A 17,116-nucleotide genomic window follows, 5' to 3' on the forward strand; every position below is an offset into this window, starting at 1 on the left:
TTTGCTGGAATTTCTTTCATTTGAATCTCCTTATGAATATAAAATTTATTACCTTACAATTAAATTTTACAACTATTAATAAGGCGTATTTGATTATTTACTGCTTTTAAGACTAAAATAAGACTTTTAAAAAAATAACTGGGAAAAATCAAGCTTTTTTCCCATTTTTTTCCTTTTTTTATTTTCTTATTAAAAAGCAAAAATCTTAATGTAGGAGAGATGAAAAAGGAGAAAAAATGAATGATTTACTAGTTTACTTTTCGATTTTGTTTAAAGGAAATAACTTTGAAATTTATAAAGCGCTTAAAAATGGATATAAGGTTGATAAATATAAAGTAGATGAAGAGATAAATAAATTAAAAGAAAGCGGCATTTAAAACTATTACAATTTTTGATACTAACTATCCGCAAGGATTAAAAGAATTAAAATATTCCCCATTTGTTTTGTTTTATAAAGGGAATATTGAACTGCTTAATAAAAATATAGTTTGTGCTACTGGCGATGTAGCTAATGAATTTGTTTTACATAATGTTGTGCAAACATGTAATGAATTAGCCAAAAACACCGTTTTATTGACTAATAACTTCAAAAACATTGATCAAAATATTATTGAAATATTTAATAACAATAAACAAGGAATCATATATTTACTAGCTAATGGTATATCTTATAATTGCCCTGATGTAGATTTTAATAAAGATTTATGTATCACTTTTATACCACCAGATTTGCATCCTAAACTTAGATACTTTAAAGAAAGAAATGTTGTAGCTTCAGCACTAGCAAATAATTTAATTATATTTAGTAGCAAGCGAAATTCAGGACTAATTAACTTAGCTAATTGTTTTGCAAATTTAGGCAAAAATGTTTACTGCTATCCAGGGTTAACATATGATGATGGTAATACTTACTTAATTAAATCAGGAGCAAGTTTAATAACACATTTAGCAGAAGTTAACTACTTTTAATTATTTCTTCTAATTTTATGCCAATTGCTCCTGAATTATAGTGTCCTATAATTTCAGTAGCTACTGCCTTAGCATCATCTGTTGCATTCTCCATTGCAAAACCATAATGAGCATTTTGTAATATTTCTACATCATTACTTGAATCACCAAAAGCATAAATTGTGCAATCATGCAAGTTATATATTTTCATAAATTCTTTTATGCCATTTCACTTTGAAATTCCTAAAGGATTAACATCAGTGTATATTCTATTAGTTAAATAGTCAGAGTACTTATCTTTATATAAATTACTAAAGTGTTTTGTTGTTTTGGTAGCTATTTCGTTTGGATTTCTTATTGCAACTTGTGTAATTATTGAGTTTGAATCGCTTGCCACTTTTGACATTGTTTCATAATCAGAAAACTTAATGTGCGCAAAATCCATAATATCTTGCTTCATAATTCATTCTGGAAAATTGCCATCAGCATCTTTATTTACATATGTAGCAGTAAAATCTGCTGTATCAAGTGAAATTATTAAATTATTCTTGTAAGCATATTCAAACATTTTTTCAAAAACATCAGATTCTAATCTGCCTACAACAATATGTTTTTTGTTTTTTACATCATAAATTAATGCACCGTTTGAGCATATAAAATAGTCTATTCCGTCAAATTCATCTAACAAAGGTAGCACTTTTAAAAGGCCTCTTCCAGTGTTTAAAATATTAATTCCGCCTTTTTTGTGAACATCGTGAAATGCTTTTTTAGTTACAGGATGAACCTTATTGTTACTCATTAGTAATGTGCCATCTAAATCATATGAAAAAATCTTTTTCTTCATTTTGCTCTCCTTGCAAAAGTGCCAAAAATGTTGCTAATAATTTAATAATTGTAATTCAATTTCTTAAAATATTTTTTATAATTTTTCATACTATGAGTAGCCCTGTGACTAATTTAAAAATACTTAAAAGAAAAAAAATATTAAGAAAACTACATAGCGAAAATGTCAATAACCTAAAATTAATTGAATTAGATAAAGAAGATATTGACTTAAGAAAATATTTTGGTGATGACTTAATGACTAACTTAAGAATGGCTAATTACTCATATTATTCAGATAGCGCAAATAAAAGAAAAAAGAATGTGAGGAAAAGGACAGCTATTTTATACGCTAAAAGAGTGTTTTTCCTTTTCATAGCTGCTTTAATTTTTAACTTTGGTGTTATTGCATTTTTAAACAGAGGTGATACGCTTCCTAGTGGTTTGTCAGGCTTTCCAATGCTAGCTATGCTTATTGCTAAGGATAAGGGTTACCGTGACTGAGATAAATACTTTGCCTTAATGTTTATTTTGATTAACCTGCCCCTTTTGATAGGCTTTGGTTTCAAGGTAAAGCGGAGTTTTACTATATTAACTGCTGTGTTTATGATTTCTCAATTAATTACTAACGCAATATTTACTTCAATTCCCCAAGTTCATGATTTTATACATAATTACATCAATATTGCTCCTGGTTGACATAAGCTAGTTGAATTTCGGGATAAGGCAGGCAATATTATAGGAACATATGAAAATGCAAGCAGTTGGCCGATAATAATAAATGGTTTCCTTGGTTCTATATGTGCTGGAACATCAATTGCTATTGCCTGAAAAAATGGCGGTTCAACTGGCGGTACTGACATTATTGCTTATTATTTCTCAACTAAAAAACAAAAAAGTGTTGCGGGAATGATGTTTACTGTAAATATTATTGCAACTTCATTCTTCTTACTTGTTTTTGGTATTGCTGCTAAGCATAAAGAAGCTGTTGACTTAGGTGTTATATCATCAAGCAGTAGTGTTGAAAATGTTCTAGAGCAACCTAATTCAATAATAATTACATTAAGAGATGGCTTTAACATTAATTCAATTAAAAAATATGTATCACATAGAACAATTTTTGGATTAAGAGAATTTTCAACTATTCTATACATCATTTTTAACAACATTGTGCTAGGTTTAATGTATCCAAAATACAAAAAAGTAACTCTTTCTATTGCAACTAAATGTCCTGATGCTATCTTGAATTACTTTAAGCATATTAAGTACTGACATGCATATACAATTTTTAAAGGAATTAGTGGTTACTCACAAGAAGAAACATACTTTATTGAAACTACTTTATTAACACTAGAAAGCAAAAACATTGTCTCGGATATTAAAGTTATTGATCCAAAAGCATGAATTTCAATAAGGCCCGTTGAACAAGTTAAAGGCGCCTTTAATACTAAATATGTTGAAGAGTAAAAAAACTTACAAGACTGTTTTATAGCCTTGTAAGTTTTTTAAATGCTCTAATTTTGTGCTTTAGCTGCTCTTGCTGAAATGTAGTCTTCTTGAACATCATCAACTAATTTCTTAGCCTCAGCTAGCTCTAAACTAAAGAATGTTGTTACACCTCTATTTTGCATTGTTGCACCAAATAAGGCATCAACTCTAGACATTGTTCCATGTCTGTGCGTAATCACTAAAAATTGAGTTTTGTTTTTCAATTTTTGTAAATATTCTGCATACCTTACAACGTTTGATTCGTCTAAAGCAGCTTCAACCTCATCTAAAATACATAGTGGAAGTGGACGAGCTTTAAGAATTCCAAATAATAAAGATATGGCAATCAGTGACTTTTCACCACCTGAAAATAACTTAAGATTTTTAATACTTTTGCCAGGTGGCATAGCCTCAATTTCAACACCAGATTCTAAAATATTTTTAGGATCTGAGAAGAATAATCTAGCGCTTCCGCCTCCAAACATTGTGGCAAAAACATCGTTAAATTCAGCATTAACATCGTGAACAATATTAGTTAATCTTGTGATAATAATCTTGTCCATTTGGGCAATAGCTGATTCTAAAACTTGTTTTGCTTGTGTTAATTCTTCTTCGCTTTTTACAAATTTGTTGTATCTTTCTTCTTCTTCAACTAATTGTTCTAATGCTTCCAGGTTAACATTGCCTAGTTTATTAATTTCTTCTCTTATTTCTCTAACAATTTCAGTTGCTTGATCATAAGACATTTCTAATTTATAGCCTTGTGCTTCAGCTGATTCTAATGTTAATTTATATTGTGATGCTAATCTTTCACGTGATTGTTCCAAAAATACTTTGGATTTTTCTTTTTCAGAAAGCTTTTCTGAAAATGATTCTAAAAGTTTTCTTAAAGTGGATTCAAAGTCACTTTTTAGCACTTGTCCTGAATTAATTTCTTGGGCTAGAGCATTAATTCTTTCGTTTTTAGCTCTAAAATCAGCTTCAAGTGCACTTTTTCTAGAAGATAAAACTTCTAAATCAGCTTCAGAACTGTGAATGCTGATGCTTTCAGTTTTTATTTCTAATTCTTTGTTACTAATATTTTTGAGTTTTAAATTTAGCTCATCAAGTATTTTTTGTTCTGCACTTTTTTGTGTAATTATATTAGCTAATTGATTTTTTAGCTGACTTTCTAACTCTAAGCAAATTCTTCTTTCATTGCTAATTTCATTATGCTTAGATCTATCATCAGTTATAGCGATCTGAATACCAGGAATAAGCGATTCTAATTCACTTATTTTTAAATCAATAGTTAATAATGTTTCAGTATTTGACTTAGCACCACCAACTATTACACCACCAGCACGAATTATGTCACCATCTAATGTGACAATCATATATCTGTTGTCCAAAATTTTTGAAATATGGTTAGCATGATGAATTGTTTCAGTAACTATAACATTACCCAATAAAAATTGTGAAAGAATAAGATAAATTGGCTCAACTTCTACTAATTCAGAAGCTACAGCAATAAAACCAGGCTGACCTTGAATAGCCAAAAGATGATCATCTCTAACGCTTTTAGGATGAATAGATGCAAGAGGAATAAATGTAGCTCTTCCGCCATTATTTTGCTTTAAAAACTCAACTGCTTTCACAGCAACTTCTGGTTTATCAACTACTAAGTGTTGTAAAGCATTTGCCAAAACTGCTTCAATTGCCCGTGAATATTCTTTGTTGACTTTAATTAAATCAGCAACAGTTCCTTTTAAGCCTTTTCCAAAAATGGCTTTGTTTTCTAAAATGGTTTTTGTGCCTTTATATAGAAGTGTGTTGCCTTCTTTTTGTTGTTTAAGCAAGTTTAGGTGAGTTTGTATTTTGAAAATATCATTTTCTTTTTTAGTTAGTCTGATGTTTATAAAGTTAAGCTCTTTGTCATGAGCGTCTAAAATTTCACTGTTATCTGAAATTCTTTTGTTAATTAAGTCGTATTCTCTATTGTAGTAAGCAACTCTTTGTGCTGATTTTTCAATTAATGTTTTATAAGCATTAATTTGTTCTGTGGTATCAACTTTTAACTCGCCCTCAACAATTAATCTTTCACGTTCATTTTCTCTAGCTATAGCTATTGAAAGGTTGTTAAGTCTGTCTTTAACAGCTTCTAATTCAATTGAAATTTCTTTTTGTGCAGCTTCAAGATTAGTTTTAAACTCAATATTTTGGCTAATTTTAGCTTCTAAATTCTTTATTCTGTCATTCAAGTCATTTTTAGTTTCTTGAACGCCTTCTAATTCAACAGAAAGCTCATCATATCTTGAACCAAATCTTTTGATATTATCTACTAATAAGCCAACTTCAACAGATCTTAACTCTTCAGTTTTTGCAATAAATATTTTTGCTTTTTCAGCTTGCTTTCTTAATGGATTAAGCTTTCTTTCGATTTCGGCTATAACTAAGGCAATTTGGTCGAGTCCTTCTTGAGTTTTAGCTAATTTTGATAAAGCTTCTTTTTTTCTAAATTTGTATTTAGAAACCCCTGCAGCTTCTTCAAAAATTCCTTTTCTTTCTTCAGCAGATGCTTCGGCAATATCACTAACTGTACCTTGCGAAATAATAGCTAAACTGCTTTTGCCAATTCCACTTTCCATTGCAATTTCTTTAATATCTTTTTGCCTGCAAACTTCGCCGTTAAGATAATATTGGTTAATGCCTGAGCCTCTTTCTAAAACACGAGAAATTGTAATAGTTTCATGATTAATGCTGCTTTGACCGTCTTTATTATCAAAAGTAAGTGTAACTACAGCTTTATCCATAGGCTTTGCAGTCTTAGAACCAGCGAAAATGACATCGTCCATATTATCGCCCCGAAGTTCTTTAGCACTTCTTTCACCTAAAACTCATTTAATAGCATCATTAATATTTGACTTTCCAGAACCATTAGGCCCAACAATACCTGCAACTCCACCGTTAAAATGCAAAGTTATAGGTTCAGCAAATGATTTGAATCCGTGAGCTTCCACTTTAATTAATTTCATTTTACACCTCTTGCAATTTTGAAAATTTTGCTCTTAGTAAATTTTAATAAAAAAAGACTAAAAATACTATGGTTTAGACATTATTAATTTATTTAATGCATCATTAGCAGCATTTTCTTCAGCTTCATGTTTGCTTTTTCCAACACCAGAGCCATAAACATTACCTTCATAGATAGCTTCCGCTTTAAATAAATTATTTTCACTTTGGTATGTTTGATAAAAAACAGTTTTTTTACTAAAAGATTGCATGTGCTCTTGCAGTCTTGTTTTTGAATCTTTAAGCTCAATTTTGCCTTCTTTGTATTGCTTAACTAAAGGCAATAATGTTTTGTCTAAAAAATCTTTAACTTTTGGCAATCCTTGGTCCAAAAATATAGCAGCAACTAATGATTCAAAAATATCAGCACCCACTTTTTTCGAACTAAGTACTTCAGTAGCAACAACGTTGCTTGAAAGTACTAAGAAGTCTTTAAGCTTAAGCAAATCAGCAATTTGGTTAAGCGAATCAGTGCACACTAATTTTGATCTTATTAACGTAAGCTGACCTTGGTTTTTGTCTTTAAAGGAATTAAAAAGTATTGCAGATACATAGAACTGCAATATTGCATCACCTAAAAACTCTAATGTTTGATAATTCTTGCCTTTTGAATTAGCTACAGATGAGCCGTGTGTAAAAGCTTGTCTATAAACAGCTAAGCTTACTGGCTTAATATTAAAATTATTTAAAAAATTTTCAATGCTATTCATGTGGCTTGTCATTTAGTTCCTTTTTGATAGCTTCTAGAACATTATTTTTTATAACTAATTTAATTTGATTTAGTGCACCTAAGTATGCTTTAGAGTCGCTATTGCCATGACATTTTATGCTTAGTCCATTAAGTCCAATTAACCATGCGGCTCCAACATTTCTATAATCTAATGTTTCAGCTACATCCTGAAAGGCGCCTTTAAGGAATAAATAGCCAAATTTTCTTATTGGCTTAGCCATAATTTTGTCTTTAAGCAGGTTTTTGAAGCTTAAAATTGCACCTTCTAGACTTTTAAGTACTAAATTTCCTCCATAGCCATCAATAACAGCTACATCAGCAACACCATCTAATAAATATCTTGGCTCACTATAGCCTATATAGTTTATGAATTTATTATCCTTTAACTCTTTAGCAGCTTCTTTAACTATTTCTAATCCTTTATAATCCTCAGTTCCAATATTGATTAATGAAACTCTAGGATTAACAATGTTTAGCAAAGTACGTGCATAAACATTAGCAATTTTAGCTCATTCAACTAAGTATTCAGACTTGCATTCAATATTAGCACCAACATCTAAAAGTAAAAACTTACGTCCAACAATTGTAGGCATAAGTGGCATAAATGCAGAACGGCTAACTCCTTGTAATCTTTTTAATTTAAAGGTAGCACAAGCTAAATATGTTCCAGAATCACCACTAGAAATTACAGCATCAGCTTTTCCTTGTGCAACAAGGTCAATAGAATCATTCATTGAAGTATTTTCTCTTAGTGATTTATGAAAGTTTTTAACATCAGAAGGTACATTTGGATTATTAATTATTTTTAATGAATTAGGAATATTTTCAATTAACTTTAGCTCATTATTAATTAAAGCTTCATCACCAACTAAAATAATTTCATAATTATCATTTTCTTTTAAAAACTGACAACTGGCTTTAACTGCAGCAGCTACGCCATTGTCATTTCCATTTACATCAAAAGCTATTCTATACATATTCTCTTACTCAAATCCTATTAAAAAATGATAATTAGGTTGGTTACCGTTAACAACTTCAACTTCGCAGTCATAATATCTATTGATATAGTCAACTAATTCAATTGCATCAGGCTCTGAAGCATCATTGCCATAATAAATGGTAATAACTTCTGTTTCATCATTAGCAGCTTTTTTAATTAAATGTTTGGCAGCTTCTAAATATGAAGTCTTGCATGAAATTATTTTGCCATCTAAAATGCTAATAAAGTTGTCTTTTTTGATCTTTACACCATTAAAAGTTGTGTCACGAACTGCCATTGTAACTTCGCCAGTTCTTACCATTTTCATAACTTCTTTCATTAGCTCATTATTTTCGTCGCTATTTGAATTGCTATTAAAAGCTATGATGGCATTAATTCCTTGAATTTGCGTTCTAGTAGGTATTATGTGTACATTTTTGTCAAAAATTCCAGAAGCAGCTTGCTCAGCAGCTAGGAAAATATTAGGGTTATTTGGAAGTACAAAGACATCTTTAGCATCAACTGATTTAATAGCTTCTAAAATATCAGTCACAGAAGGGTTTTGAGTCTGACCGCATTCAATAATTGCATCAGCACCTAATTCTTTCATTTTGTCAATAAAACCAGAACCAAGGTTACATGAGACAATTCCACATTTTTTATTGCCTTGCGAAACTACATCATTAATTACCACACTGTTATTTCTGTTTGCTCTTGAATTTTCAGCTTGCAGTGTCATGTTTTCTGACTTAATTTTTATAAATTCACCATGTTTTTGGCCAAAATTAAGCATATCGCCTGGCTTTAAAGTATGACCGTGCACTTTAATTAATTCAGCATCTTGCACAATAACAAGTGAATTAGCGAACTTAGAAATATGTTTTTCAAAAGCTGTTTTATCAAATTCATCAGGCTTATTTAATTCAATAATAAATTCAGTGCAGTAGCCAAATTCACCTTTATAAACTTCATCAGAGCTAATAAATTTATCAATTGATTGCTCAACTTGTTGAATTTCAACAGGATTACCAATTACATAGCTATGCATCCCTGTGATAAACGAAACTAAACCTTCACCCCCTGAATCAACTACACCAACTTCACGTAAAACCTTTAGTAAGTTAGGAGTGTTATCACAAGCAACTCTTGAATAATTCTTCGCCATTTCAAAGAAATGTTCAAGAGTTGTTTCTTCATTTACATTTTTAGCTAGCTGTTCAGTTGTTTCACGTATTACTGTAAGAATTGTGCCTTCTACAGGTTTAAGAACCGATTCACAGGCTCTTTTAGTGGCACTTTGAAACCCTTTAACTAATTCTAAAACTGTTACTTCATTTTTATCAGCAAAATAGTTAGCAAATCCTTTAAAAATTTGGCTTAATATGACACCAGAGTTTCCACGAGCGCCAAGTAGCATGTTTTTAGACACAACAGCAGAAACTTCAGCAAGATTAGTAGTATTTTCTAAACTTTTAAGAGCTTTAGCTGCTGCTTCAACAGTATTAGACATATTAGTTCCAGTATCACCATCAGGAACAGGGAAAACATTAAGTGCGTCAATTCTATTTTTGTTATTAATTAAATTATTTGCACCAGAAATAATTAAATTTGAATAAATTGTGCCATCAATAACCTTAGCGTTCTTAATCATTTATCAACTCTCCTATGAATAAATTAATTTTGCCAACTTTTTGACCATTTTTAGCAAGCTTATACTTTAGCAAATTACTTATATTTTTTACTAATTCCTTTGCGCTTGTGTTTTTTAGTATTTTTATTGATGCACTAAAATTCCATATATCTTTATCACTTTCATGCACATTAAAATCTGCAATATGATCTGTGGTGCCTTCTTCTAAATCTAATCTTACACCGGGTGTTGATTCTAAAATTTCTATAAAAATCTTTTCAACTTCATTGTTTGTCATTTAAAGCCCTACCTTTTCAATGCAGTCTGGAATTTTAATTTAGTATTTATATGATAATGTAGATAAAATTATATTATTATTAAAATTAAAACAAAATTTAAAATTATCAATATTAAAATATATACTAAGAATCAAAATTCAAATCTAAATTTAAATTAAATTTTCTAGGGGTTTTAGACTATTATGGCAGAAAAAGTTGAAAAAGTTATTGTTTTAAAAATTGAAGATTACTTACAAAATGAAAATGCAGCATTAGTGACTGTTTTAGGCACTAATGGTGTTTTTAAACTCTTTGCGCCTGGAGTTGCTAAAACAATTTCTAAAAATAGGCAAAACTTACAAATTGGTTCAATTTGCGAAATAGACTATTTTAAAGCAAGATTCGTAAATAAATTTAGCAAACTAAAAAAAGCATCTTTGCTCATTATGCCTCATTATGAAGATAATTTGGTACTTAAATTTATTTCTAAAATGATGCTTTATTTAGAAAATTTTAGTAGTAATTCTAAAGAAGTTTTTGATGCATATGAAGAGTGCTTACTTAAGTATGATTACTATATAAAAAACGGCTTTGAAGATATTGAAACTAAAGGAAATCCGCTTAGATATATGATTACTTACATAGTATCAAAAGCCCTTAAATACAATGGGATTCAGCCAGATCATCACAGATGTATTAGCTGCAACTCACCAGCTAATTTAGTTGATTTTAAATTTTCCGAAGATGGTTTTATTTGCGGTCAGTGCACTGATAACCAAAGATGAACAAAAGAACTTAAGTCACTTTATTTTTTATTTAATAGTTTAGATAAATACATTCTAATGAGCAATAAAGCAATTAATGACATTATTTATAATGAAATAATTAACCATTTAATTAAAAACGGAATTTATATTAATTGAGAAATATTAAAATTTAACAAATAAGCCTATAAAACAGCCATTTTGTGCAATGTTAGTGGCTGTTTTGTTTTTTTATAAAAACCTATTAAAGATAAATAATTTATAATTATAAAAATATAAATTTTATTAGGAGGCAAAATGAAAATAGGTAATGCAAAAGTGGCTATTGACGCCATAAAAAAGTACAAAAATATAATCATTTTTCACCACATTCGCCCTGATGGTGACTGTTTAGGATCACAGGCTGGGCTAGCTGAATTAATTAGAACTAACTATCCTGAAAAAAGGGTTTATACAGTTGGAGATAATGTAGGCGTATTTGACTTTATGAACTATAAATATGATCCAATTGAAACAATTGATTTTACAGACTCTCTTGGTATTGTAGTCGATGCTTCAAGTTCAAATAGAATTGAGCGTGCTGAATTATTATTAGATAAAAAATTTACTGCTGCCTTAAGAATAGATCATCATCCTAATGATAGTGACATTGAATATAAATATTTATGAGTAGATGAGCGTTATGTTGCTGCTGCTGAAATGATTGCAAAAATTGCTTATAAAGCTAACTGAATAGTTACCAAAAAAGCTGCAGAGCATGTATTTTTAGGTATAGTGACAGACAGCGGCAGATTCTTATATCCAGATACTTCAGCAAGAACGCATCAATTAGTTTCATTTTTATATGAAAAAGGTGGCCTAGAACCTAAATTTATATTTAATGAACTAAGCAAAAGAACAATGGATGATATCAAGTTCTCTGGCGAAATACTTTCAAACTTTAAAAAACAAGGCAGAGTTTTATATTACGAAGTTACTAATGAAGTGTTAGATAAATTTGGCCTAGACAGCCTTAAAGCAGCTACATTCGTCAATGAATTAGCTGATATTGAAGACAATTCATGCTGAGCTTTCTTTATCCAGCTTGAAGATGGCAAGATTAGAGGCCGTCTTCGTTCAAATGGACCATTGGTCAATAAAGTGGCAAATAAATATAGTGGTGGCGGCCATGATAATGCTGCTGGTATTACATTAACAAAATGAAGCCAAGTTAGTGATGTAATTAATGATTTAAATCAAGCAATTGTTGAATGAGAGGCTAAGTAAGTATGGCTAAGCATATGGAAATAGGTTCATTTAACGATGCTAAAAATTTAATTGAAAAATACGATTCAATTATTATTTTTCATCACACACGCCCTGATGGCGACTGCTTGGGTAGCCAATTTGGCCTAAGAGAATTAATAAAAGATAACTATCCTAATAAAAAAGTTTATGCAATAGGCGATAATAATGGTTCATTTTCATTTTTAAACTTTGACTTTGACAATGAGCCAAGTGATGAATTACTAGCAAAATCGCTAGGAGTAATTGTTGATGCTAACTTCAAAGAAAGAATTTATTTAAGACAATATTTAGACAAAAATTTATTTGCCGAAACATTAAGAATTGACCATCATCCTAATGATGATGATTTAGATAAGTGTACTAGATGAGTGGAATCATCTAGAATAGCAGCGGCTGAAATGATTGCCGAATTAGCCTATAAATCAGGCTGAAAAGTTAGTCCTAAGACCGCTGAATATATCTTTTTAGGTGTGGTAACTGACAGCGGAAGATTCCAATTTTCCGATACATCAGCAAGAACACATGAATTAGCAGCCTTTTTATACAAAACTGGCTTTGATGCTGACAAAGTGTTTACCGGTTTAGCTCAAACTGACTTACAAGATATTAAACTAACTAATAAAATTTATGAAAATCTTAAAACAGTTGGCAAAGTTGCTTACACTACACTAACTTATGATGAAACAATTAAGCTAGGCAAAACCCCTAACCAAGCTTGTAGGCCAAATTCTATTTCTAATCTAAAAGGATATCCATTTTGAGTATTTTTCAACGAAGAAGAAAATGGAAAAATTAGAGTAGAATACCGTTCAAATGGCCCATGTGTAAGAAATGTTGCAGTTAAGTGAGGTGGAGGCGGTCATGAAAGAGCTTCAGGATCAATTCTTGATTCATTTGATTTAGTGCCTGAAGTAATTAAAGACTGCAATGCTGAAGTTGAAAGATGAGAAAAATTTGGTAACCAAGACCAAGTTAAATAAAATAAAGTGGACTGTTCCACTTTTTTTAGCTAAAAATTCCACTATTAAAAGGCTAAATTGTTATTTTGTATAATTTTGTTACACACAAAAATGTTTTTAAAAAAATAGAAAAACAGATCCTATAAGGAGTTATTAATTATGATTAATAAAAGATTTTTAAAAGGTATTTTAATTGGCTCAGCGCCTGTTATTTTATTACCAACAATAGCTGCTACATGTCAAGATCCAGCTACAAAAAATGACAATTCAAATGACAGTCAAAATGGCAAAATTGATGATGTGATTGCTTCACTAAAAACAACTTGAAACACACTAAAAGATAATAATGAAAAAGAAAATGCAATTAAATCACTTGCAAAGGCTATGAAAAGCGATGTTAAATTGACTGAAGACCAAATACACTTCTTAATTAGCCAACTAAATAAAGATGTTGGAACCTTTGGTGCAGTTGTTTGATACATTACTTCGGTTGAATCACTTATTGGTAAAGTACAATCATATGAATTTGCTAAATTAGCATTTAATAAATTGAAGGAATCTAATAAAGATAAGTTTGATTTTGGTAAGAAATTTGAAGCATCAACAAGCAAAATTGAAGTAGAAAACAACAAAAGCCTACCAGTAGTATTTATGGACATAGATGAAACTGTGCTTCAAAATGACCTAACTGAAGCGTCTGCAATGATTAATGGTGGCTACAGCGGAACTGAAAAAGAGAAAAATGATCTTAAAGCTAACAGATTTGCAATTCTAGGTGCTGTTGAATTTATAAATTATGTACATGAAAATGGTGGTTTAGTATTTTATAACTCAGATATGAACCAATCAACAGCAGTTAGAGATGCTGTAAAAGAAAATCTTAAAAAAGTTGGTGTTAAATTTGTTCAAGATTTCCAATTCTGAATGCGTGGCTCAATGCCTTATAAAGCTGAAAATGAAAGTGAAATTAGTGATGACAAAACAAAGGGATTGTCAGATGATGAACTTAAAAAATTAGCTGATAGATTAAAATTTACAACTAATTATAGAGAGCAACCTTGAATTACATGAACCAATTCATCTGCAGCTTACAGACTTGGCAAAAAGGTCTATAAAACAGACAGAATGGAAGCAATGGATAAAAATACTGCTGGTTTCAAATTAATGGGGGACAAAAAAGTTCCATTGAAAACCATAATGAAAATCGGTGATAACTACAATGACTTTTTTGACAGAATTTCTAAAGGTAAAACTAATAGTGAAAGAGTAAATTCATTCAGAGACAAAAACCTAGAAATTAATAAATATTTCAATATTGATGGTGCTGATGTTAAACATACTGTCAAAAAAGACAATAAATATACTTTGGAAAAAGTAGATAATCCTTGAAAACAAGTTTATGTTCTTATCCCTGGCAATGCTGAATATGGTGGATGATTAGATAAACTTGGTTATGGCAATGTTTATAACCTATATGAAGAAATTTTAAAAATTGTTAAAAACAGTAAATACCAAGAAGGCCCAAAGCCAGAAAATAATGTTATTTAAATACTAAATAGAGCGCTTGCTCTATTTTTGTTACTATAAAACAGGCATTTTAGTGAATTAGCATATTTGAATGTCACAAAATGTTTTATGTAAAACTTTTTCATAAAATTACATAAAAATGGCAATCTATATAATTTAGTTATGCTTATTTAATATTTTAAGCATTAAATTTGAAAGGATAATTCAAACCAAGATAGTAGAAAATATTAATGTGATGCTTTAAGCAAAAGTTTATATTCATACACATAAAACTCTAGGAGAATTAACTATATGGAAAAATACATATTAACTTTAGATGAAGGCACAACCAGTGCTAGAGCATTAATAGTTAATAAAAAAGGTGAGATTATTGCTGTTGAGCAAGCCGAATTTACACAACACTTTCCAAAAGAAGGATGAGTTGAGCATGATGCAATTGAAATATGAAATACTCAACGCTCAACATTAGTTCAGGTGCTTAATAAATCAAAAATTAGTCCTGAACAAATCGATTCTATTGGCATAACTAATCAAAGAGAGACAGTAGTTATCTGAAATAAGGAAACTGGATTACCTATTTATAATGCTATTGTTTGACAAGATCAAAGAACAGCTGAATATTGTCAGTCGTTTACAAAAGAGCAAGTTGAATTAGTAAAAGAAAAGACTGGATTAATCATTAACCCCTATTTTTCAGGGACAAAAGTAAAATGAATATTAGACAATGTTCCTAATGTAAGAGAATTAGCTTCAGAAGGCAAATTAATGTTTGGAACTATCAATACATGACTAATTTATAGGCTTACTGGTGGAAAAGTCTTTGCGACAGATCACACTAATGCACAAAGAACGCTTTTGTATAACATTCACACTAACAATTGAGATGATGAGTTATTAAAATTATTCGACATTCCTAAAAGCATACTTCCGGAAATTAAATCATGCAGCGAGGAATACGGTCTAACTTTCCCACACTTATTTTCAAGAGATAATGAAAGTCAAATTAGAATTACTTCTTCAATAGGCGATCAACAAAGTGCACTATTTGGCCAGTTATGCTTAGAAAAAGGCCAATCAAAAATTACATACGGTACAGGTTGCTTCATTCTTACTAATACAGGCGAATCAATTGTAAAATCTACACACGGGTTACTAACAACAATTGCTTATTCATTCAAAGACAAAATCCACTATGCACTAGAAGGCTCTGTGATGATAGCAGGTGCAGCGGTGCAATGACTTAGAGACAATTTAAAAATTGTTTATAGTGCTTTAGAAACTGAATGATATGCAGGGCAAGTTAATGATGATAGAAGAGTTTATGTGGTGCCTTCATTTACAGGTTTAGGTTCTCCATACTGAGATTCATATTCACGTGGTGCAATTTTTGGCCTTGATAGAGGAACTAAAAGAGAACATATTGTTAGAGCAACACTAGAAGCCATTGCCTACCAAGCTAATGATGTTGTTAGCGCTATGGGCAAGGATATGAATGATCCTGTTAAGTTATTTAAAGTTGACGGTGGTGCTTCAAATAATAAATTTATGATGCAATTTCAATCTAATATTTCACAATCAAAAGTAATTAAGCCAGTAAACATTGAAACTACTGCTATGGGGGCTGCTTTTATGGCTGGTTTAGCTACTGGTTACTGAAACAGCATTGATGAAATCAAACAAACATACAAAGTACATTTTGAAATTACTCCTGAAATTTCTACTACTGAAGCTAATAAATTAATTAAGGGTTGAGATGTTGCTGTAAAAAGAACATTTAACTGAACTAAGGATATAGAATAGGAAATTTATGCAAGTTTTACCAATTATTTTAACTGAATTATTTGGCACAGCTTTATTAATCCTTTTGGGTAATGGAGTTGTCGCCAATGTCTTATTAAAAGGCACAAAAGGCCAAAATGCTGGCTGAATTACTATAACTTTTGGCTGAGGTTTTGCAGTATTAGTTGCTGCCTTAATATCAGCAGGTCTTGGCGGTGTAGCACACCTTAATCCAGCAGTTACAATTATATCAGCTATTGCTAACCGTGACTGAGGATTTGAAGGAATTAGTCACACATTTTTACCTACTTATGGACTTTTCATTATTGTATTAATAATGCAATTTATTGGTGCAGCACTTGGTTCATTTTTAGTAGACTTTTTATATTGAAAACACGTTAAAGAAACAAGTCAAAATGAACCTGAAGAGTTTAAAAATAAATTCTTAGCTATGCACTCTACTGGTCCATCAAACAGAAATGTTATCTTTAACTTCAGCATGGAAGTTGTGGGTACATTAGTATTATTATTTGCTATTGTTGCGGTAGGACATTTTGTAACTATTCCATTTGTGCAACCTATAGTAGTAGGTTTAACTGTTGCAGTGATTGGTATATCACTAGGTGGTACAACAGGATATGCAATTAACCCAGCTAGGGACTTATCTCCTAGAATTGTTCACCAAATCATGAGAGTAGCTAATAAAGGAAGCTCTGACTGACAATATTCATGAATTCCAATTGTTGGCCCATTATTAACATCTGTAGTTGTTGGTTTGATCGCTAGATTTGCACTGCAAACAGCTATTTTCTAGTACTTTTAGACAAAAAACTTAAATTCATAAACAAAAAGTGACTTTCGATTCATAAGTCAC

The 17,116-nt window shown here is 30.6% G+C and carries 15 protein-coding genes; 9 read left to right on the forward strand and 6 right to left on the reverse strand.

Annotated elements, in window-relative coordinates; all coding sequences use genetic code 4:
- Positions 1-236: 236 nt before the first annotated feature.
- Positions 237-377: a hypothetical protein gene (locus MAG_RS04410; protein WP_232955074.1), complete on the forward strand. Its 141-nt coding sequence runs from the start codon at positions 237-239 to the stop codon at positions 375-377.
- 46 nt (positions 378-423) lie between these two features.
- Entirely contained in the window at positions 424-969 is a 546-nt protein-coding gene (locus MAG_RS02210; protein WP_232955172.1) for a DNA-processing protein DprA, read from the forward strand.
- Here the strand turns inward: MAG_RS02210 and MAG_RS02215 are convergent.
- Positions 956-1,792 carry an HAD-IIB family hydrolase gene (locus tag MAG_RS02215; protein WP_011949605.1) on the reverse strand — a complete coding sequence of 279 codons (837 nt, stop codon included), beginning with the start codon at positions 1,790-1,792 and terminating at the stop codon, positions 956-958. The genes MAG_RS02210 and MAG_RS02215 overlap by 14 nt on opposite strands.
- A gap of 92 nt (positions 1,793-1,884) precedes the next feature.
- On the opposite strand from MAG_RS02215, the gene MAG_RS02220 reads away from it, so the two are divergent.
- Positions 1,885-3,237, forward strand: a complete 1,353-nt coding sequence (locus MAG_RS02220; RefSeq protein WP_011949606.1) for a YitT family protein — start codon at positions 1,885-1,887, stop codon at positions 3,235-3,237.
- A gap of 47 nt (positions 3,238-3,284) precedes the next feature.
- Here the strand turns inward: MAG_RS02220 and MAG_RS02225 are convergent, their stop codons facing one another.
- The 5 genes from MAG_RS02225 to MAG_RS02245 all read right to left on the reverse strand — a co-directional run bounded on the left by MAG_RS02225 (position 3,285) and on the right by MAG_RS02245 (position 9,946).
- A complete protein-coding gene (locus MAG_RS02225) occupies positions 3,285-6,272 on the reverse strand; it encodes an AAA family ATPase (RefSeq protein ID WP_011949607.1) in 2,988 nt (995 codons plus the stop codon).
- A 66-nt stretch (positions 6,273-6,338) separates the two neighbouring features.
- Positions 6,339-7,031, reverse strand: coding sequence for a ribonuclease III (gene rnc / locus MAG_RS02230; protein WP_232955076.1), 693 nt, complete (start codon positions 7,029-7,031; stop codon positions 6,339-6,341).
- Positions 7,012-8,016, reverse strand: a complete 1,005-nt coding sequence (gene plsX / locus MAG_RS02235) for a phosphate acyltransferase PlsX (protein ID WP_011949609.1) — start codon at positions 8,014-8,016, stop codon at positions 7,012-7,014. Before plsX ends, rnc begins: the two co-directional genes overlap by 20 nt.
- 6 nt (positions 8,017-8,022) lie before the next feature.
- Complete coding sequence (locus tag MAG_RS02240; protein ID WP_011949610.1) at positions 8,023-9,669, reverse strand: DAK2 domain-containing protein; 1,647 nt, start codon at positions 9,667-9,669, stop codon at positions 8,023-8,025.
- Complete coding sequence (locus tag MAG_RS02245; protein ID WP_011949611.1) at positions 9,662-9,946, reverse strand: hypothetical protein; 285 nt, start codon at positions 9,944-9,946, stop codon at positions 9,662-9,664. The genes MAG_RS02240 and MAG_RS02245 overlap by 8 nt, the downstream gene beginning before the upstream one ends.
- Before the next feature lie 183 nt (positions 9,947-10,129).
- Here MAG_RS02245 and recO point away from each other — a divergent pair, with 183 nt between their 5' ends.
- From recO to MAG_RS02275, 6 genes are all read left to right on the forward strand, one after another.
- Entirely contained in the window at positions 10,130-10,873 is a 744-nt protein-coding gene (recO, locus tag MAG_RS02250) for a DNA repair protein RecO (RefSeq protein ID WP_011949612.1), read from the forward strand.
- 114 nt (positions 10,874-10,987) lie between these two features.
- Positions 10,988-11,956: a DHH family phosphoesterase gene (locus tag MAG_RS02255; RefSeq protein ID WP_011949613.1), complete on the forward strand. Its 969-nt coding sequence runs from the start codon at positions 10,988-10,990 to the stop codon at positions 11,954-11,956.
- A gap of 14 nt (positions 11,957-11,970) precedes the next feature.
- Complete coding sequence (locus MAG_RS02260) at positions 11,971-12,957, forward strand: DHH family phosphoesterase (protein WP_011949614.1); 987 nt, start codon at positions 11,971-11,973, stop codon at positions 12,955-12,957.
- A gap of 138 nt (positions 12,958-13,095) precedes the next feature.
- The gene (locus MAG_RS02265; protein ID WP_011949615.1) at positions 13,096-14,484 is read left to right on the forward strand and encodes an HAD family acid phosphatase; all 1,389 of its coding nucleotides are present in this window, start codon (positions 13,096-13,098) and stop codon (positions 14,482-14,484) included.
- 270 nt (positions 14,485-14,754) lie between these two features.
- Positions 14,755-16,263 (forward strand): glycerol kinase GlpK, encoded by a 1,509-nt coding sequence (glpK, locus tag MAG_RS02270; RefSeq protein WP_011949616.1) that lies wholly within the window; start codon positions 14,755-14,757, stop codon positions 16,261-16,263.
- A gap of 7 nt (positions 16,264-16,270) precedes the next feature.
- On the forward strand, positions 16,271-17,056 hold the full coding sequence (locus tag MAG_RS02275) for an MIP/aquaporin family protein (protein WP_011949617.1): 786 nt from the start codon (positions 16,271-16,273) through the stop codon (positions 17,054-17,056).
- The last annotated feature ends 60 nt before the right edge of the window (positions 17,057-17,116 follow it).

It is taken from the genome of Mycoplasmopsis agalactiae PG2, from assembly GCF_000063605.1.
Classification (GTDB): Bacteria; Bacillota_I; Bacilli_A; order Mycoplasmatales; family Metamycoplasmataceae; genus Mycoplasmopsis; species Mycoplasmopsis agalactiae.